The 18,578-nt window shown below is 71.9% G+C and carries 18 protein-coding genes and 2 tRNA genes; 19 read left to right on the plus strand and 1 reads right to left on the minus strand.

Annotated elements, in window-relative coordinates; genetic code table 11:
- The first annotated feature begins 62 nt into the window (after nucleotides 1–62).
- The 7 genes from OOK34_RS18210 (at nucleotide 63) to OOK34_RS18240 (ending at nucleotide 6,544) form a co-directional block, all read left to right on the plus strand.
- Entirely contained in the window at nucleotides 63–1,034 is a 972-nt protein-coding gene (locus OOK34_RS18210) for a glycosyltransferase family 2 protein (protein WP_267034918.1), read from the plus strand.
- Nucleotides 1,034–1,480, plus strand: a complete 447-nt coding sequence (locus OOK34_RS18215; RefSeq protein ID WP_267034919.1) for a GtrA family protein — start codon at nucleotides 1,034–1,036, stop codon at nucleotides 1,478–1,480. Before OOK34_RS18210 ends, OOK34_RS18215 begins: the two co-directional genes overlap by 1 nt.
- A 77-nt stretch (nucleotides 1,481–1,557) precedes the next feature.
- On the plus strand, nucleotides 1,558–2,685 hold the full coding sequence (gene proB / locus OOK34_RS18220; protein WP_267034920.1) for a glutamate 5-kinase: 1,128 nt from the start codon (nucleotides 1,558–1,560) through the stop codon (nucleotides 2,683–2,685).
- A 34-nt stretch (nucleotides 2,686–2,719) separates the two neighbouring features.
- Nucleotides 2,720–3,163 (plus strand): hypothetical protein, encoded by a 444-nt coding sequence (locus OOK34_RS18225; protein WP_267036798.1) that lies wholly within the window; start codon nucleotides 2,720–2,722, stop codon nucleotides 3,161–3,163.
- Nucleotides 3,164–3,400: 237 nt separating this feature from the next.
- Nucleotides 3,401–4,684, plus strand: coding sequence for a glutamate-5-semialdehyde dehydrogenase (locus tag OOK34_RS18230; RefSeq protein WP_267034921.1), 1,284 nt, complete (start codon nucleotides 3,401–3,403; stop codon nucleotides 4,682–4,684).
- A 77-nt stretch (nucleotides 4,685–4,761) separates the two neighbouring features.
- Nucleotides 4,762–5,301 carry a hypothetical protein gene (locus OOK34_RS18235; RefSeq protein ID WP_267034922.1) on the plus strand — a complete coding sequence of 180 codons (540 nt, stop codon included), beginning with the start codon at nucleotides 4,762–4,764 and terminating at the stop codon, nucleotides 5,299–5,301.
- A gap of 67 nt (nucleotides 5,302–5,368) precedes the next feature.
- Nucleotides 5,369–6,544, plus strand: a complete 1,176-nt coding sequence (locus tag OOK34_RS18240) for a hypothetical protein (protein WP_267034923.1) — start codon at nucleotides 5,369–5,371, stop codon at nucleotides 6,542–6,544.
- Here OOK34_RS18240 and OOK34_RS18245 read toward each other — a convergent pair.
- Nucleotides 6,528–7,610: a M48 family metallopeptidase gene (locus OOK34_RS18245; protein WP_267034924.1), complete on the minus strand. Its 1,083-nt coding sequence runs from the start codon at nucleotides 7,608–7,610 to the stop codon at nucleotides 6,528–6,530. The genes OOK34_RS18240 and OOK34_RS18245 overlap by 17 nt on opposite strands.
- Before the next feature lie 141 nt (nucleotides 7,611–7,751).
- Between OOK34_RS18245 and OOK34_RS18250 the strand changes: the two genes are divergently transcribed.
- The 12 genes from OOK34_RS18250 to OOK34_RS18305 all read left to right on the plus strand — a co-directional run bounded on the left by OOK34_RS18250 (nucleotide 7,752) and on the right by OOK34_RS18305 (nucleotide 18,570).
- Nucleotides 7,752–7,919: a hypothetical protein gene (locus OOK34_RS18250; protein WP_267034925.1), complete on the plus strand. Its 168-nt coding sequence runs from the start codon at nucleotides 7,752–7,754 to the stop codon at nucleotides 7,917–7,919.
- A 62-nt stretch (nucleotides 7,920–7,981) separates the two neighbouring features.
- The gene (gene nadD / locus OOK34_RS18255) at nucleotides 7,982–8,599 is read left to right on the plus strand and encodes a nicotinate-nucleotide adenylyltransferase (protein ID WP_249766003.1); all 618 of its coding nucleotides are present in this window, start codon (nucleotides 7,982–7,984) and stop codon (nucleotides 8,597–8,599) included.
- 24 nt (nucleotides 8,600–8,623) lie between these two features.
- Nucleotides 8,624–10,279 (plus strand): LCP family protein, encoded by a 1,656-nt coding sequence (locus tag OOK34_RS18260; RefSeq protein WP_267034926.1) that lies wholly within the window; start codon nucleotides 8,624–8,626, stop codon nucleotides 10,277–10,279.
- Nucleotides 10,280–10,363: 84 nt separating this feature from the next.
- Nucleotides 10,364–10,810 carry a ribosome silencing factor gene (gene rsfS, locus OOK34_RS18265; protein WP_215141872.1) on the plus strand — a complete coding sequence of 149 codons (447 nt, stop codon included), beginning with the start codon at nucleotides 10,364–10,366 and terminating at the stop codon, nucleotides 10,808–10,810.
- 89 nt (nucleotides 10,811–10,899) lie between these two features.
- On the plus strand, nucleotides 10,900–11,520 hold the full coding sequence (locus OOK34_RS18270) for a histidine phosphatase family protein (RefSeq protein WP_267036799.1): 621 nt from the start codon (nucleotides 10,900–10,902) through the stop codon (nucleotides 11,518–11,520).
- Nucleotides 11,521–11,653: 133 nt separating this feature from the next.
- Nucleotides 11,654–11,726, plus strand: a tRNA-Ala gene (locus OOK34_RS18275).
- Between the two features lie 143 nt (nucleotides 11,727–11,869).
- On the plus strand, nucleotides 11,870–12,103 hold the full coding sequence (locus OOK34_RS18280; RefSeq protein WP_007264019.1) for a hypothetical protein: 234 nt from the start codon (nucleotides 11,870–11,872) through the stop codon (nucleotides 12,101–12,103).
- 140 nt (nucleotides 12,104–12,243) lie between these two features.
- Nucleotides 12,244–12,316, plus strand: a tRNA-Ala gene (locus OOK34_RS18285).
- A gap of 256 nt (nucleotides 12,317–12,572) precedes the next feature.
- Entirely contained in the window at nucleotides 12,573–15,443 is a 2,871-nt protein-coding gene (gene leuS / locus OOK34_RS18290; RefSeq protein ID WP_267034927.1) for a leucine--tRNA ligase, read from the plus strand.
- Nucleotides 15,444–15,577: 134 nt separating this feature from the next.
- Nucleotides 15,578–16,390, plus strand: a complete 813-nt coding sequence (locus OOK34_RS18295) for a hypothetical protein (protein ID WP_267034928.1) — start codon at nucleotides 15,578–15,580, stop codon at nucleotides 16,388–16,390.
- A 73-nt stretch (nucleotides 16,391–16,463) separates the two neighbouring features.
- Nucleotides 16,464–17,309, plus strand: coding sequence for a DegV family protein (locus OOK34_RS18300; protein ID WP_267034929.1), 846 nt, complete (start codon nucleotides 16,464–16,466; stop codon nucleotides 17,307–17,309).
- Nucleotides 17,310–17,610: 301 nt separating this feature from the next.
- Complete coding sequence (locus OOK34_RS18305) at nucleotides 17,611–18,570, plus strand: ComEA family DNA-binding protein (protein WP_267034930.1); 960 nt, start codon at nucleotides 17,611–17,613, stop codon at nucleotides 18,568–18,570.
- The last annotated feature ends 8 nt before the right edge of the window (nucleotides 18,571–18,578 follow it).

The raw sequence follows: 18,578 nt of genomic DNA on the forward strand, positions 1-18,578 counted from the left end.
AGAGGAGAGCGGCGGGGGCGTTCGGCCATAATCACCCGTTCGGACCTGGCAGGAAGTTGTTCATGAAGCTGTCCGTAGTTGTCCCTTGCTTCAACGAAGAGGCCGTCATCGACAGCTTCGACGTCGAGATCCGGCGGGTACTGGACGCCCTGCCTCTCGAGTACGAGGTCTGCTACGTCGACGACGGCAGTCGTGACGGCACCCTCGGAAAGCTCCGCAAGATCGCCGCCGAGCACGGGGACCAGACCCGCTACGTCTCCTTCAGCCGGAACTTCGGCAAGGAGGCGGGCATGCTCGCCGGGCTGCGCGAGGCCACCGGCGACGCCGTGGTGATCATGGACGCGGACCTCCAGCACCCGCCGGAGCTGATCGCCACCATGCTGGACCACTACCGGCAGGGCCACGACCAGATCATCGCCCGGCGCACCCGCGAGGGCGACAAGAAGCTCCGCTCGGCCCTCAGCCGCCTCTACTACCGCGGGGTCAACCGCTGGGTCGACGTGGAGCTCGCCGACGGGGTCGGCGACTTCCGGATGCTGTCGCGTCCGGCCGTCGACGCCCTGCTCGCGCTCCCCGAGTACAACCGCTTCTCCAAGGGCCTCTTCTCCTGGATCGGCTTCGACACCGTCCACTTCGACTACCAGAACGCCCAGCGCGAGGCGGGCGAGACCAAGTGGAAGTTCGGGTCCCTGCTGAACTACGGCATGGACGGGCTGATCTCCTTCAACAACAAGCCGCTGCGCATCGGCATCTGGCTCGGCGTGTCGCTGGTCGCGCTGACCGGGCTGTACGCGCTGTGGATCACCGTCATGGCGATCACCAACGGCATCGACTCGCCCGGTTACGTCACCCTCGTCGCGATGATCGCCGGTATCGGCGGCATGCAGATGATCATGCTGGGTCTGATCGGCGAGTACATCGGCCGCATCTACTACGAGACCAAGCGCCGCCCGCACTTCCTGGTCAAGGAAGCCCACGGCGCCGAGCGGATGCCCGGGATCTCCGAAGCCGTGATCGCGGAGCGCAGCCGCTGATGAGCGCCCACACCCGACGGGACCAGCTCGGCCAGATCCTCCGGTTCGCCCTCGTGGGCGGGGTGAACACCGGCACCTTCTTCGGCATCTACCTGCTGCTGCACGCGTGGATGCCCTACTTCGCCGCGTACACCCTGGCCTTCGTGCTGTCGATGATCGGGTCGTTCTTCATGAACACCTACTTCACCTACCGCACCCGGCCCACCTGGAAGAAGTTCCTCCTCTTCCCGCTGACGAACGTCACGAACTACGTGATCCAGTCCGCCGGCCTCTACGCCCTGGTCACCTGGGCCGGGCTGGACACCCGGATCGCGCCGCTGGTCGCGGCCGTCGTCGCCATCCCGTTCACCTTCCTGCTCTCGCGCAAGATCCTCATCCCGGGCACGGGCACGGGCACGGCGCCGGTGGCGGAGCCCGCGGCGGAGCGCTCCTCGTCCACGGTCTGAAACCGGCGGGCGGACGCCCCGCGCCACCCCGTAGATTGGGCCAGTCGGTCAGCAGGTTCTGTGGTGAGGGGAAAGACGTGTCAACGGCTAGGCAAGGTGTCGTGGACGCCCGCAGGATCGTGGTCAAGGTCGGCTCCTCCTCCCTGACCACCGCGGCGGGCGGGCTCGACGCCGACCGCGTGGACGCGCTGGTCGACGTACTGGCCAAGGCCCGCAGCGGCGGCGAGAAGGAGATCGTCCTGGTCTCCTCCGGAGCCATCGCGGCCGGCCTCTCCCCGCTCGGCCTGGCCCGCCGCCCCAAGGACCTCGCCCGGCAGCAGGCCGCCGCCAGCGTCGGACAGGGCCTGCTCGTCGCCCGGTACACCGCCTCCTTCGCCCGCTACGGCGTCCGCGTCGGCCAGGTGCTCCTGACCACCGACGACACCAGCCGGCGCGCGCACTACCGCAACGCCTACCGGACCCTGGACCAGCTCCTCGCCATGGGCGCCCTGCCCGTGGTCAACGAGAACGACACCGTCGCCACCGACGAGATCCGCTTCGGCGACAACGACCGGCTCGCCGCCCTCGTCGCCCACCTCGTCCGCGCGGACCTCCTCGTCCTCCTCTCCGACGTCGACGGGCTCTACGACGGAGACCCCTCCCTGCCCGGCACCACCCGCATCGACCAGGTGCGCGGCCCCGGGGACATCGCCCACGTCTCCATCGGCAGCGCCGGCAAGGCGGGCGTCGGCACCGGCGGCATGGTCACCAAGGTCGAGGCCGCGCGGATCGCCGCCGCGGCCGGGATCCCGGTGGTCCTGACCTCCGCCAGCCAGGCCGCGGACGCCCTGGCCGGGCGGGCCACGGGCACGCTCTTCCACGCCACCGGGCGCCGCTCCGCGGACCGGCTGCTCTGGCTCCAGCACGCGTCGACCCCGCAGGGACACCTGGTCCTGGACGACGGCGCCGTACGCGCCGTCACCGAGCGCGGCAGCTCGCTGCTCGCCGCCGGCATCGCGGCCGTCGAAGGCGACTTCACCGCCGGCGACCCCGTCGAACTGCGCTCCGCCGACGGCCGCGCCGTGGCCCGGGGCCTGGTCAACTTCGACGCCAAGGAACTCCCGCAGCTCCTCGGCCGCTCCACCCGCGAGCTTGCGCGGGAGCTCGGACCCGCGTACGAGCGGGAGGTCGTCCACCGCGACGATCTGGTGCTGCTCCAGGGCTGAGGTTCGGCAAAACCGCCGCACGGCGGGCCGGGGACTGGTCAACTGTGAGGGGCGGACACGCGTAGCGCAGACAGGAGGCGGGCTGGTGAGACGAGCGCTGACCAGCGTCAACGGCGGCGGGGACGAGCAGGCCGAGGTCTCCCGCCTGTGGCACATCACCCTGAGCGTCTCCGGCAAGCCGGCGCCGCTGTCCGAGGTCCGCCGCGGGCTGGAGCAGCTCGCGCACGACCACCCCTTCCTGCTGACCAGCCGGTACGCCGACGACCACGCGGAGATCCGGTACTGGGAGGAGGCCCGCGACCTCCACGACGCGGCCGCCGTCGCGCTGCGGCTCTGGGGCGAACACCGCTCCACGGCGCAGCTGCCGGCGTGGGAGATCGTCGGCCTGGAGGTCATCGACCGCCCCACCTACCGCCAGCGCGTCGCCGAAGGCTACGGGCCACCTCCGGCCCACCCGGTGGGCGTGCATCCCTATTAAGACGCGCCGCTCGCGCGGCTCGGCCGCGGGCGGCCTCCCCGGCGCAGCGGGCCGAAGCCCGGGAAGCGCGCCAGCGCTGAGCGGCGCGAGGGCCGCGTCGGGAAATGGGCCCGGCGCAGCGGCGCGAAGCCGGGGAGGCGCCCCCGGCGCCGAGCCGCGCGAGCGGCGCGTCGGGAAATGAGTCTCGGGGGGTGGAACCCCCTCGGGGAGGGCGGCGGCGGGGACTACCCTGGCCGCATGACCTCGCTCGACGACGCCACCGCCACCTCCCCCGTGACCGCCACCGCACAGGCGGCCCGTACGGCCGCCGCCGCCATCGCCCCACTCCCGCGGTCCGCCAAGGACGCGGCCCTGCTGGCCGTCGCGGACGCGCTGGAGGCCCGTACGGCCGAGATCGTCGCCGCCAACGCCGTCGACACCGACAAGGCACGCGCCGCCGGCACCAGCGAGACCGTCATCGACCGGCTCACCCTCACCCCCGAGCGGGTCGCCGCCATCGCCTCCGACGTCCGCGACGTCGCGGCCCTGCCCGACCCCGTAGGCGAGGTCGTCCGCGGCTCCACCCTCCCCAACGGCATCGACCTCCGCCAGATCCGCGTCCCCCTCGGGGTCGTCGGCATCATCTACGAGGCCCGCCCCAACGTCACCGTCGACGCCGCCGCGCTCTGCCTGAAGTCCGGCAACGCGGTCCTGCTCCGCGGCAGCTCCTCCGCCTACGCCTCCAACACCGCCCTCGTCGCCATCCTGCGGGACGCCATCGAGGGCGCCGGGCTGCCCGCCGACGCGATCCAGCTCGTCCCCGGCGAGTCCCGCGACTCCGTCCGCGAGCTGATGCGCGCCCGCGGCCTCGTCGACGTGCTCATCCCGCGCGGCGGTGCCTCCCTCATCAAGACCGTCGTCGAGGAGTCCATCGTCCCGGTCATCGAGACCGGTACCGGCAACTGCCACGTCTACGTCGACGCCCAGGCCGACCTCGACATGGCCGTGAACATCCTGATCAACTCCAAGGCCCAGCGGCCCTCCGTCTGCAACGCCGCCGAGACCCTCCTCGTGCACCGCGACATCGCCGCCGCCTTCCTGCCGCGCGCCCTCGACGCCCTCGCCGACGCCGGTGTCACCGTCCACGGCGACGCGGCCGTCCTCGCCGCCGCCGAGGGCACCAAGGCCACCGCCCTGCCCGCCACCGACGAGGACTGGGCCGCCGAGTACCTGTCGTACGACATCGCCGCCGCCGTCGTGGACTCCCTCGACGACGCCGTCGCCCACATCCGCCGCTGGACCTCCGGTCACACCGAGGCGATCGTCACCACCTCGCAGGCCGCCGCGCGCCGCTTCACCCAGCTGGTCGACTCCACCACGGTCGCCGTCAACGCCTCCACCCGGTTCACGGACGGTGGCCAGTTCGGCTTCGGCGCCGAGATCGGCATCTCCACGCAGAAGCTGCACGCCCGGGGCCCGATGGGCCTGCCCGAGCTCACCTCCACCAAGTACATCGTCACCGGCGACGGTCACATTCGGTAACCGGCGGCAGAACACGGTGTGGCCGGAATCCGGCTTACACCCTGCCCAAAGCAGCCCCCCAGGTCTAGGCTGGTCCTGTGCCGGACGACGTGGGGGGCAAGCCGTTCCCGGACGACGGGGAGCCCGACGACGACCGCGGAGGCGCGGATCAGGACTTCGCCTCCGTGGTGTTCGACGAGGACTTCGTCCGGAACGCCGAGATCCATGAACCGAGCGCGGCCGAGCGCCAGCGCGCGGCCGACCGGGCTCGCGCCGAGGCCGAGGCCGCCCGCGTCGCCGGAGGCTGGGCGGGCGACGAGGACTACGGCTACGCCGACGGGTACGGCCTCGACGACCCCGGATGGGAGCCCGGCCAGTACGGCCACGGCTACGCCGAGGGCCCGTACGGGGTCTACGGAGGCAGCCTGCGCCCCTACCGCGGCCGCTCGCCCTGGCTGCGCCCGGTCGCCTGGGTGCTCGCCGTCGTGATGGGGCTCGGCATGGTCGCGCTGGCCTTCAGCGCCGTCTACCGCAGCGCCGCCGGCGAGCCGGACCCCGCACCCGCGCCGGCCAGTACGCCGCTCAGGGAAGTCACCGGCGTCGGCGCGTTTACGTACCCCGTCGGCCGCCAACCCTGAAGGTACGACCCCACTCGCCTGTGCCGGAGCTGGGGGCTTCTCTGAAGCGGGGACAGCGGGAGAAGCGATGGCCGTTCCAGGAGATCCGCCCGACGGCACCCCCGATGGCATCGGCGGGGGTGACGACGAACTGCGCCCGGACGAGTACCGCTCGGTGGTGTTCGACGAGGACTTCGTCCGTGCTGCCCGCCTCCAGGAGTTCTCGGCGCAGGAACGCATGGGCGAGCACGCCCGGGCCGTACGCAGCCGCTCCATCTGGGCCGGCGGAGGCCCCGCCGGACCGCGCACCGGCACCCCCGGCCGCGGCGCCCGCCAGGGCATGCTGCTCGTGCTGCTCATCGCCACGGCCTTCGCGATCGCCGTCTACATGGGGATGCGCAACCCGTACGTCCCCCCGGCCGGCGGCAACGCCGAGCCGCTCAGCAGCACCGTCGTCCCCCTGGCACCGGCCTCCACGGTGCCCGGCGGCCGGCCGGCCGACCTGTACGCGAACAGTCCGGCGGCCGAGTACCGGGTCGGGGCGGCCGGGATCACCCTGCCGGCGGTGCGCCGCACCCACCACTTCACCGAGGGCCAGGTCGTCGCCGCCCTGTCCATCGCCAAGGACTACCTGGTGCAGTCCTCGCTGGACCCGGACGTGCTCTCCGGCGCCGCCTCCCGGCCCGTGCGGGTGCTCCTCGACCCAGGGCAGCTGGCGCAGTTCGACGAGAGCGTGGCCGCACCCTCCGGCGACGGCCGGCACGCCGTCACCGGCTGGCTGGTCCGCTTCGACCCCGCCACCGTCGTGGCCGACTCCCGGGTCCGGGTGAGCGGCACCCTCGCCTTCCAGGAGCTGAACCCGGAGGTGCTCGAGGTGAGCACCGACCACACTTTCGTGTACGCCGTGCGGGCGGCGGCCGGCCCGCCCGCCACCGCCGATGGGGCCTCGCTCTTCACCGTCCGCCGCGAGCTGCGCCTGCGCTTCGACCGGGAGGACCTCACGGCCCGCCGGGCGGAGCTGTCCTCGGCCTACGTGATGGCCGGGCCGCAGGACTGCGCCACCGAGCCCGCCGAGGGCTTCCGCCCGCTGCCGGCCGGAGCGGGGCCCACCACCGTGGGCCCGCCCGCGAGCGACCCGTACGCCAGCGGCCATCCGCGGCGCACCGCCGGGCTGTGCGGCGTACTGGCCCCTCCCGGGGCGCCGACGACCCCGCCGGCCCAGCCGCCGGCGCCGCCTCCGGCCTCCGTCAGCCCTGTTCCGTAGTGCCCTTGGCGTCGCCGGAGCCCCCGGGCTCCCGGCCGGCGCCGCCCGCTCCGGTGAACTTGTCGCGCAGCTTCCCGCCGAGGTCGCCCGCGCCGCCGGCGATGTCGCCGACCAGCTTCATCAGCGGATCCTTGCTGGTGCGCACCGAGTCCGCGTAGTGCGAGGCGGACTGGCGGAAGGAGTCGGTCACCGAGGTGTCCTTGTCCTCGTCCCGCCGCGGGTAGTGCCCGTCGATGATCCGCTGGTAGTCCCGGCTCTGGGACCACTTCTTCAGCTCGGCCGCCCGCACCGTCGTGAAGGGGTGGGTCCGCGGCAGCACATTGAGGATCTTCAGTACGGAGTCGCGCAGGTCGCCGCTCTTCTCGTACTCCTCGGCCTGGGCGAGGAAGGCGTCCACGTTCATCTCGTGGAGGTGGTTGCCGCCCGCGATCTTCATCAGCCCGCGCATCGAGGCGTTCACGTCCTGCCCCACCAGCAGTCCGGCCCGGTCCGCCGACAGCTCCGACTTGCGGAACCACTCGCGCAGCGCGGTGACGATCGCCATGATCGCCACATTGCCCAGCGGGATCCAGGCCACCTTCAGTGCCAGGTTCGTCAGGAACAGCAGCACCGTGCGGTACACGGCGTGCCCGGACAGCGCGTGGCCCACCTCGTGGCCCACCACCGCCCGCATCTCCTCCTCGTCGAGCAGCTCCACCAACGCCGTCGTCACGACGATGATCGGCTCGTCCAGCCCGATGCACATGGCATTGGGCTTCGGGTCCTGCTGCACGTACATCTGGGGGACCTTCTCCAGGTCCAGGATGTAACAGGCGTCGCGCAGCATCTCGTGCAGATGGGGGAACTGGGTCTCGCCCACCCGCACCGAGTCCGACAGGAACAGCAGCCGCAGGCTGCGCTCCGGAAGCAGCCCGCTGAGGGCCTTGAACACGGTGTCGAAACCGCTCAGTTTGCGCAGCGCGACGAGCGCCGAGCGGTCCGCGGGATGCTCGTACGCCCGCGAGGAAATCCCCGGGAACCTCCTGCGATCGCGTGCCGGTGTCTTCTCGGATCCGGTGTCCGTCATGGCGCCTCCCCCTGGATCGGCCTGTGGTCGCGTGCCTCTATCCTCTTCCAACGCCTGAGTCGGCGTGAGCGTGCCCAGGGCCCCCGCATACGATGTGAGGGAAGTCTCCGCTCGCTCCCCGACTCGATAGGTACCTGCCTGATGAGCCTCTCCACCACCGCCCACAACCTGGTCCTCCTCGCTTCGGAGGAAGGCGGGAAGCACGGCGGCAACCACGACAGCCTGAGCCCGTACCTGACCGGTGGCGGTGCGCTGTTCATCCTGCTCTTCATGCTCTGGGTGACCACGCGCCTGAACCGCGACCGCTAGGCCGTCTCTTCCTTTGGACCGGCCGCCGCGCACGTGCTGCCGGGCCAGTAGGCTCTGCGCTCATGGGAGAGCAGGAGATGCCTACGGGCCCGGTCAAGCGCCGGCTCGGCGTGATGGGCGGGACCTTCGACCCGATCCACCACGGACACCTGGTGGCCGCCAGCGAGGTGGCCGCCCTTTTCCACCTCGACGAGGTGGTGTTCGTACCTACGGGCGAACCGTGGCAGAAGTCCCAGCGGGCCGTGTCGCCCGCCGAGGACCGCTATCTCATGACGGTCATCGCGACCGCCTCCAATCCGCAGTTCTCCGTGAGCCGCATCGACATCGACCGCGGCGGCCCGACGTACACCATCGACACCCTGCGGGATCTGAGCGCGCTCAACGACGACGCCGACCTGTTCTTCATCACCGGTGCCGATGCCCTCGCGCAGATCCTCACCTGGCGAAACGCCGATGAGCTGTTCTCCCTCGCCCACTTCATCGGGGTGACCCGGCCCGGCCACGTCCTCACCGACGACGGCCTGCCCGAGGGCGGGGTCTCGCTGGTCGAGGTGCCCGCGCTGGCGATCTCCTCCACCGACTGCCGCGCGCGGGTCGCCGAGGGCGATCCCGTCTGGTACCTGGTACCGGACGGTGTCGTGCGTTACATCGACAAGCGTGAGCTGTACCGGGGAGCCTGAGCTTCCGGAGAGAGGGGCCCCGCGGTGAACGACCCACAGGATCCGTACGACCCGTACGCCGCCCAGCAGCAGCTCATCGGCTACGACCCGTACGGCAGGCCGGTCTACGGCCAGGTGCCCGCGCAGCCCGCCCCGCCCCCGTACGAGCAGCAGTACCCGCAGTACCAGCAGTACGAGCAGCCGTACCAGCAGCCGCAGGGCTACGACCCCTCCGCGCAGCAGTACTACCCGCAGCAGCAGGCCGGGCCGGGGTACCCGCAGCAGGGGTACCCCCAGGCCCCGGCCCAGCCCCAGCAGTGGATCCCGCAGCAGGCCGCCCCCGCACCGCAGCCGCAGCCGCAGCCGCCGGCGCCCGCCCCCGTCCCCGAGCCGCGCCGGGCGGCCGCCGCGGAATCCGCCCCCGCGGCCCCCGACGCCCCGGACTACCGCACGGAGCAGTTCGCCTTCATCGACCAGCCGGACGAGGACTCCGAGGACGTCATCGACTGGCTCGCCTTCACCGAGAGCCGCACCGAGCGCCGCGAGGAGGCCCGCCGCCGGGGCCGCAACCGGGTGGTCGCGCTGATCGTCGTACTGGCCCTGTTCGTCGTGGGCGGCCTCGGCTACCTCTGGTACGCGGGCAAGCTGCCCTTCCTCGACGGCCCCGGGCAGAAGAAGGACGCCGCGGCCGCCACCGGCGCGCAGAAGCGCGACATGATCGTCGTCCACCTGCACAACACCAAGCGGGGCGGCAGCTCCACCGCCCTCCTCGTGGACAACGTCACCACCCGGCAGGGCGCCACCGTCCTGCTCCCCAACGCCCTCGGCGTCCCCAAGCAGGACGGCACGGGGACCTCCCTCGGCAAGGCGGTCGAGGAGGGCAGCCTCGGCACCCGCGAATCCCTCGACACCGTGCTCGGCACCCACATCGGCGGCACCTGGCGCCTGGACACCCCCTTCCTGGAACGGCTCGTCGAGCTGGTCGGGGGCATCGAGGTGGACACCGACACCGCCGTCCCGGCCAACGAGCAGGCCAAGACCCCGGCCGTGGGACAGGGTCCCGGGCAGAGCCTCACCGGGGCGATGGCCGTCGCGTACGCCACCCACCGGGGCCAGGGCGAACCGGAGGCCAGGCAGCTGGAACGCACCGGCAAGGTGCTCTACGCCGTCCTGCGCAAGATCCCGGGCGACCCGAAGGCGGCGGCCACGACCGTCGAGTCCATGGGCCAGATCCTCGACCCGGGGCTGGACGCGCAGAACCTGGGCGGGCTCCTGTCACGGATCGGCGAGCACGCCAAGGTGGCCGCGTACCGCACCGAGGTGCTCGCCGTGAAGCCGGACGGCGGCCTCACCGACGAGTCCAACAAGAAGGTGGTCAAGGAGCTCCTCGGCGGCTCCTTCACCGCGGCCCAGCCCGGCGCCGCCCCGCGCGTGGGCCTCAAGGACGCCACCGGGGACGAGAAGACGCAGGTTGCGGCGAAGGCGGCGCTGCTCAACGGCGGCTACGGGCTCGTGGACGGCGGCAAGGCCGACAGGACGGCGGCCGCCACGCAGATCACGTACCAGGACGACGCGCAGCGGGACCGGGCCGTCGACGTCGCCAAGACGCTGGGGCTGCCGGAGACGGTCGTGAAGAAGGGCGAGAACGCGGTGAACGCGGACGTCGTGGTGACCCTGGGCAGGGACTACAAGCCGTCCTGACCGGCCAGGACGTTAAGCGCGGGCGGTGTCGGCGGTACATGAGACCCTTGTAGGGATCTGCCCGCCAACCCGAAAGCATGGCCAGTGACCGCCACGGACCGCTCCATCGAGCTCATCACCACCGCCGCCCAGGCCGCGGCCGACCGGCTCGCGCACGACATCATCGCGTACGACGTCAGCGACGTGCTGTCGATCACCGATGCCTTCCTCCTCGCCTCCGCGCCCAACGACCGCCAGGTCAAGTCGATCGTGGACGAGATCGAGGAGCGGCTGCTCAAGGAGCTCGGCGCCAAGCCGGTGCGCCGTGAAGGCGACCGCGACGCCCGCTGGATCCTGCTCGACTACGTCGACATCGTCGTCCACGTCCAGCACAGCGAGGAGCGCGTCTTCTACGCGCTGGAGCGTCTGTGGAAGGACTGCCCCGAGATCGAGCTCCCCGAGGACGCCAAGCTCACCATCGGCAAGGCCGAGGAGCACGCCAAGCTGCGCGAGGCGGCGGGCGACGACGAACTGGACGGTGATCTGTTCTGAGCGCGAGTACGACCGACAGCGCGGGCACGGCTGCGGCTGCCGCCGCGGGGGCCGGCGGGTCCGCCAGCTCCGGCAAGCCCGGCAGGAAGATCGTCCTCTGGCGGCACGGCCAGACCTCGTGGAACCTGGAGCGCCGCTTCCAGGGCTCCACGGACATCGAGCTGACCGAGACGGGTGTGGCGCAGGCGCGCCGCGCCGCCCGGCTGCTCGCCTCGCTGAAGCCGGACGCCATCGTGGCCTCCGACCTGCGACGGGCCTCGGACACGGCTGCCGAGCTGTCCGCCGTCACGGGCCTGTCCGTGGAGCACGACCAGGCGCTGCGCGAGACGTACGCCGGCGAGTGGCAGGGGCTCACCCACGACGAGATCCTCGAGAAGTACGGCGAGCAGTACGCGGCGTGGAAGCGCGGCGAGCCCGTCCGCCGCGGCGGCGGTGAGCTGGAGACCGAGGTCGCCGACCGGGCCGCTCCGGTGGTGCTGGGCCACGCGGACCGGCTGCCCGAGGGCGGCACGCTCGTCGTCGTCAGCCACGGCGGCACCATCCGTACGACCATCGGGCGCCTGCTGGGCCTGGAGGCGTACTACTGGGAGGGCCTCGGCGGGCTCTCCAACTGCTGCTGGTCCGTCCTCGGCGAGGGCGCGCGCGGCTGGCGCCTGCTGGAGCACAACGCCGGCACGCTGCCGGAACCGGTGCTCGGCGACGACGACTGACGGCTCCCGCGGTGTCCCGCGGTGACCCTCGGGGCGGCTCGCACCCGGATTTCACTTTCCGGCTGGTCACAGGCTAGAGTTCTTCTTGTTCGCAGCGAAGAACACCGGAAACGGGGGGAACGCGGCGGAGAGCGGGGCTATAGCTCAGTTGGTAGAGCGCCTGCATGGCATGCAGGAGGTCAGGAGTTCAATTCTCCTTAGCTCCACAATCAGGATCCCGTCCCCAACAGGGGGCGGGATCCTTGCGTTTGTTCCTTTTGCGCTTGCTGACCCGGCCGCTACTTGCATGGCAGAATCGGACGGCCGGAGGGGGACACGACGGCCTGACGCGGGAGGGAGTCGCTGACGGATGGGTGCACACCGGCGGCGGTGCGACTGGTGCAACAACGGCACGCCGATCGTGCGGGACATGGAGCCGGTCAATCCCGACTACCAGTACTGGTGCGAGGAATGCGCGCGGGCGCTGATCATAAAAGGCGACCCGATCGAGACGTACCGGGAGCTGGAGGGCGAGCCGATCTACGGCCGACTGCTCGACGAGCACTGCACGCTGAAGCGGTTCTACCAGTTCGCCCGGGCGTGATGATAAGGGTCAAATCGGACAGGCCTCGGACCTCGCGGAAACCGATTTTTGGACTGGGGCCATGACCGTGTAATGTTCTCGATGTCGCCAGGGGGAACCGGCAAGGGAAACCGAGAAGGGGCCCGGCGGCAGAGAAGCAAGGGGCTATAGCTCAGTTGGTAGAGCGCCTGCATGGCATGCAGGAGGTCAGGAGTTCAATTCTCCTTAGCTCCACAGTGAAGAAGCGGGCCACCCGGATCGGGTGGCCCGCTTCTCGTTTGCCCATTGACTGGAAGGTCCGAGCGTCCGTAGGGGGCGCTGCGGTACCCTGACGCCATGCGTGCCGTACGCCTTCTGCTTACCGAGCCGCGCTGATCAGTACCGACCCTTCGAGACGGTCGGCATCGGCGCGGCGCCCCCTCCTGTGCGAGGGGTTTTTTCGTTTGGGCAGGCAGAGACGGCAGAGACGATCGATGGAGCTTCAGAAATCATGAGCGAGACGAACACCCCGGCCCCCGAGGCGGCCGAGGGGCACCGTTACACGGCTGCCATGGCCGCCGACATCGAGGCACGCTGGCAGGACGTATGGGACGCGGAGGGCACCTACGAGGCCCCGAACCCCACCGGTGACCTGGCAGGCGACCCATCGGTCGTCGCCCGGCCCAAGAAATTCATCATGGACATGTTCCCGTACCCCTCCGGTGCGGGCCTGCACGTCGGTCACCCGCTCGGGTACATCGCCACCGACGTCTTCGCCCGCCACCAGCGGATGTCCGGCCACAACGTCCTGCACACCCTGGGCTTCGACGCCTTCGGCCTGCCGGCCGAGCAGTACGCCGTGCAGACCGGCACGCACCCGCGCGTGTCGACCGAGGCGAACATCGAGAACATGAAGGTCCAGCTGCGCCGGCTGGGCCTGGGCCACGACAAGCGCCGGTCGTTCGCGACGATCGACCCCGAGTACTACAAGTGGACCCAGTGGATCTTCCTGCAGATCTACAACTCCTGGTACGACGCCGACGCGAACAAGGCCCGCCCGGTCTCCGAGCTGGTCGCCGCCTTCGAGAACGGCACCCGTGAGGTCCCCGGCGGCCGCGCCTGGGACGGGCTGACCGCCGCCGAGCGGGCCGAGGTACTGAACGGCTTCCGCCTGGCCTACGCCTCGGACGCGCCCGTCAACTGGTGCCCCGGGCTCGGCACCGTACTGGCCAACGAGGAGGTCACCGCCGACGGCCGGTCCGAGCGCGGCAACTTCCCCGTCTTCAAGTCCCGCCTGAGCCAGTGGAACATGCGGATCACGGCCTACGCCGACCGCCTGCTGGACGACCTGGACGCGCTGGACTGGCCCGAGGCCATCAAGCTGCAGCAGCGCAACTGGATCGGCCGCAGCGAGGGCGCGCGCGTCGACTTCGCGCTGGGCGACGAGGCCATCACCGTCTTCACCACCCGCCCGGACACGCTGTTCGGCGCCACCTACATGGTGCTGGCGCCCGAGCACCCGCTGGTCGAGAAGTTCATCCCGGCCGCCTGGCCCGAGGGCACCCACGACGTGTGGACCGGCGGGTACGCGACCCCGGCCGAGGCCGTGGCCGCGTACCGCAAGCAGGCCGCCTCCAAGTCGGACGTCGAGCGGCAGGCCGAGGCCAAGGACAAGACCGGTGTCTTCACCGGCGAGTACGCGGTCAACCCGGTCAGCGGCGACAAGGTCCCCGTCTTCATCGCCGACTACGTGCTGATGGGCTACGGCACCGGCGCGATCATGGCCGTCCCGGCGCACGACAGCCGCGACTTCGAGTTCGCCCGCGCCTTCGAGCTGCCGATGCGCTGCGTGGTGCAGCCCTCGGACGGCCGGGGCACCGACCCGGCGGAGTGGGACGACGCGTTCGTCTCGTACGACGCCGCGCTGGTCAACTCCACGGGCGAGGGCATCGCGCTGGACGGCCTGGGCGTCGTCGAGGCCAAGGCCGCGATCACCGACTGGCTGGCCGAGCGCGGCATCGGCGAGGGCACCGTCAACTTCCGCCTGCGCGACTGGCTGTTCAGCCGCCAGCGCTACTGGGGCGAGCCCTTCCCGATCGTCTACGACGAGGACGGCGTCGCCCACTCCCTGCCCGAGTCGATGCTGCCGCTGGAGCTGCCGGAGGTCGAGGACTACTCCCCGCGCACCTTCGAGCCCGACGACGCCGCGTCGAAGCCGGAGACCCCGCTGTCGCGCAACGAGGCGTGGGTCGACGTGGAGCTGGACCTGGGCGACGGGGCGGGCGTCAAGCGCTACCGGCGCGAGACCAACACCATGCCGAACTGGGCCGGTTCCTGCTGGTACGAGCTGCGCTACCTGGACCCGAACAACTCCTCGGCCCTGGTGGACCCGCAGATCGAGCAGTACTGGATGGGTCCGCGCGAGGGTGCGCCGCACGGCGGCGTCGACCTGTACGTGGGCGGCGCCGAGCACGCGGTCCTGCACCTGCTGTACGCTCGCTTCTGGTCCAAGGTGCTGTTCGACCTGGGCCACGTCTCGTCGGCCGAGCCGTTCCACAAGCTGTTCAACCAGGGCATGATCCAGGCGTACGCGTACACCGACGCGCGCGGCGTGTACGTGCCGGCGGCCGAGGTCGAGGAGCGCGACGGCGGCTACTTCTACCAGGGCGAGCCCGTCAAGCGTGAGCACGGCAAGATGGGCAAGTCCCTGAAGAACGCCGTCACGCCGGACGAGATCTGCGAGGAGTACGGCGCGGACACCCTGCGCCTGTACGAGATGGCGATGGGCCCGCTGGACGTCTCGCGGCCGTGGGACACCCGCGCCGTGGTCGGCCAGTACCGGCTGCTGCAGCGCCTGTGGCGCAACATCGTGGACGAGGAGACGGGCGCCGTCACCGTCGTGGACGGCGAGCCCGACGAGGCGACCCTGCGCGTCCTGCACAAGGCGATCGACGGGGCCGGCTCGGACATGGCGGGGCTGCGGTTCAACACCGCCATCGCCAAGATCACCGAGCTGAACAACGCCCTGACGAAGGCGGGCCGGCCGCTGGAGCGCTCGGTGGCCGAGCGGCTGGTGCTGCTGGTCGCCCCGCTGGCGCCGCACATCGCGGAGGAGCTGTGGCACCGGCTGGGCCACAGCGACTCGGTGGTCCACCAGGACTTCCCGGTCGCGGACCCCGCGTACGTCGTGGACGAGACGGTCACGTGCGTGGTGCAGGTCAAGGGCAAGGTCAAGGCGCGTCTGGAGGTGGCGCCGAGCATCTCGGACGCCGACCTGGAGCAGCTGGCCGTCACCGACGCGGGCGTCGTGGCGGCCCTGGGCGGCGCCGAGATCCGCAAGGTGATCGTGCGCGCGCCGAAGCTGGTGAACATCGTCATCTGACGTTCCGCATCTGACGTTCCGCGGCTCCCATGGGGGAGATCCCGTACGGGCAGGTTGGGGGTTCGATTGGAACCCCTGGCCTGCCCGTGGCGTTTACGGTGGAGGGGACGGAGAAGGCCGGGGAAGGGAACCTCATGGAGGCGGGCGCTTTGATCATCTTTGCCCTGTTGATGCTGTTTGCCTTCCTGGGGCTGGGTGCGTGGGCCACCGTGAAGGTCGTCGGCGCGGCGAAGCGCGGTGTGGACCGGACGATCACGCAGGCCCGCCGCACGGTGGAGGACACCACCCTGAAGGCCAAGAGCTTCGGCCAGGTCGGGGTCGGCGGGGCGCTCGCGCAGCTGCGGCTGGACCTGCGGACCTCGATGCGGTCCACGCAGGCCGCGCTGTACCAGGGGGTGCAGGCGGACAGCTCGCTGACGGAGTCCATCGCCCTCTTCGAGCGGCTGAGCCGTCACGGGCACGAGCTGGACGACGAGCTGAAGCGGCTGGAGCAGGAGCCGGACCGCAAGCAGATCGCGGAGCGCCTTCCCGGGCTGCGGGAGCGCACCGCCAAGATCACGCAGTCCGCGGACTCGCTGCGGTGGGCGGCGCGTGACCGCGCCCGGCGGTTCGCGGACGACGAGCTGGCGGTCCTCTCGGAGCAGATCGAGGTCGAGTCCGGCGCGCTGCGGGACTGGTCCCGGGAGTCGGTCGACGACCTGGCGGCCGCCGCGGCGGCCTGGGACGCGGGCCAGGCGGCTCCGGGCGGTGCGGGTGCGGGCGGTCCGGGTGGGGCTTCGGGTGCGGGCTCGGGTGCGGGCTCGAGTGGTCCGGTTGGGGCTTCGGATGCGGGCTCGGGTGCGGGTGCGGCTTCGGGCGTGGAGTCGGGGCCGGCGGCGCTGAATCCTTCCGCTCCGGCGACGGGCTACCCCTGGCAGAAGGCCCCCAGGCCGGAGGCCACCACCTGAGCGGACGGCGGCATGAGGGGACGGGGGAGGCCCGGGCTGCCGGATCACCTCCCGTGCCGGTAACCTCCGGCTCATGTCCCGCCATGTCGCGATCGTCACCGATTCCACGGCCTACCTGCCCCCACTGGCGATGGCGCGGCACGGGATCACCTCCGTCCCGCTGACCGTGGTCCTGGGGGACGAGGCCCTCGAAGAGGGGACCGAGATCTCGGCCCGCAGCCTCGCAGCGGCCCTGCAGAAGCGGCGTCCGGTCACCACCTCCCGCCCCGGTCCGGAGCAGTTCGTACGGGCCTACCAGGCGGCCGCGGACGCCGGTGCGACCGGCATCGTGAGCCTGCACCTGTCCGCCGAGTTCTCCGGCACCTACGACGCCGCCGTGGTCGCGGCCCAGACCGCCCCCGTCCCGGTCCGCGTGGTCGACACGGGCATGGTCGCGATGGCCCTCGGCTTCTGCGCCCTCGCCGCCGCCGAGACGGCCGAGGCAGGTGGTTCCGCCGACGAGGCCGTGGCCGCCGCGGAGAAGCGGGCGTCCGAGATGGCGGCGTACTTCTACGTGGACACCCTCGACTACCTCCGCCGCGGCGGCCGGATCGGGGCCGCGCAGGCCCTCCTCGGCTCGGCGCTGGCGGTCAAACCGCTGCTGACGCTGGACGGCGGGCGGATCGAGATGCTGGAGAAGGTGCGCACGGCCTCCAAGGCCATCGCACGGCTGGAGGAGCTGGCCGTCGAACGGGCAGGGTCGCGCAGCGTAGACGTCGCCGTCCACCACCTGGCGGCCCCGGAACGGGCCGAGAAGCTCGCCCAGCGGCTGCGCGAACGCATCCCGGGCCTGGTCGAACTGCACGTCAGCGAGGTCGGCGCGGTGATCGGCGCGCACACCGGGCCGGGGCTGCTGGCGGCGGTCGTCTCGCCCCGGTGATCCCCGGGTGATCCCCGGGTGAGATCCCCGGGTGATCACCCGGGGATCACCGGAACGGGTGGCGGAGTTATCCACAACGGGCCGTTTGTCCACCGGAATTGAGGGCTCCGAGCGGTGGCCGGGGATCGGCCCTAGCTTCGGTGGCATGACTCTTCGAACGCGTACTTCACGCCTCTCTGACACTTCCCCGTCCGCTGGATCGCCCGGCGGTGGCAGCGGGCCCGGGCGGGGGCCCCGGTCCGACGGCAGGCTCCGGGACCGTCGTCGCGCCCGGGCGCGGTCCCGGCCCGACCCCGCCGAGGTGCGACGCAGGGCGGAGGCCCTGCTTGCGGGGGGCTCGCCGGCGGCCCGGGAGCGGGAGTCCGGTGCCGTACCCGGGGTGCCGGAGGAGGCCGGGGCCCTGCGGGTGGCCGATCCGCCGCCTGATGTGGAGCCGTGGCTGGGGGCCTATCCGCGGGCCTGGCCGGATCCGGTCCCGCTGGATCCGGTTCCGCTGGATCCGGTTCCGCTGGGTGGGGTGGGTGTGCCGGGTGGGGTGGATCCGGCCGTGGTGCCCGGCGGGTCCGTTGCGGCGCGGGAGGCGGTGGGGGTGCTGGGGGTCGGGGCCGCGGGGCGGCTGGCCCTGCGGGAGCGGCTGCCGGTGTGGGTGCAGGTCCGGTGCGGGGTGGAGCCGCGGACGGTGGCCGCCGTGGCGGTGGTGCTGGTGCTCGCGGTGGGCTTCGCCGCCCAGCAGTACTGGTCGGGCCGGCCGCAGCCGGTGACGGCCCCTGCCGTGGTCACCCCGGCGCCGGCTCCGGCTCCGCCGGCGGCGTCGGGAGCGCCGGGCGGGGGTGAGGGCGCCCGCATCGTGGTGGACGTCGGCGGCAAGGTCCGCGATCCCGGTCTGCGGCGGCTGCCCAGCGGCTCGCGGGTGGAGGACGCGCTGGCCGCCGCCGGGGGAGTGCGGCCGGGCACCGACACCACCGGGCTCAACCGGGCCCGGGTGCTGGTGGACGGCGAACAGGTGCTGGTGGGGGCCACCGCGCAGCCGCCTCCGGGCGGGCCGGGCCCCGGTGCGGGTGCCGGGGCCGGTCCGCTGAGCCTCGGCAGCGCGACGGTCGAGCAGCTGGACGGGCTGCCCGGGGTGGGGCCGGTGCTCGCCCGGAACATCGTCGACTTCCGCACCGCCCGGGGCGGGTTCCGGGCCGTGGAGGACCTCCGGCAGGTCGACGGCATCGGCGAGCGGCGGTTCGCCGAGCTGCGCAGGCTGGTGCGGCCGTGAGCGGCGGG

The organism is Streptomyces sp. NBC_00091, assembly GCF_026343185.1.
Classification (GTDB): Bacteria; Actinomycetota; Actinomycetes; order Streptomycetales; family Streptomycetaceae; genus Streptomyces.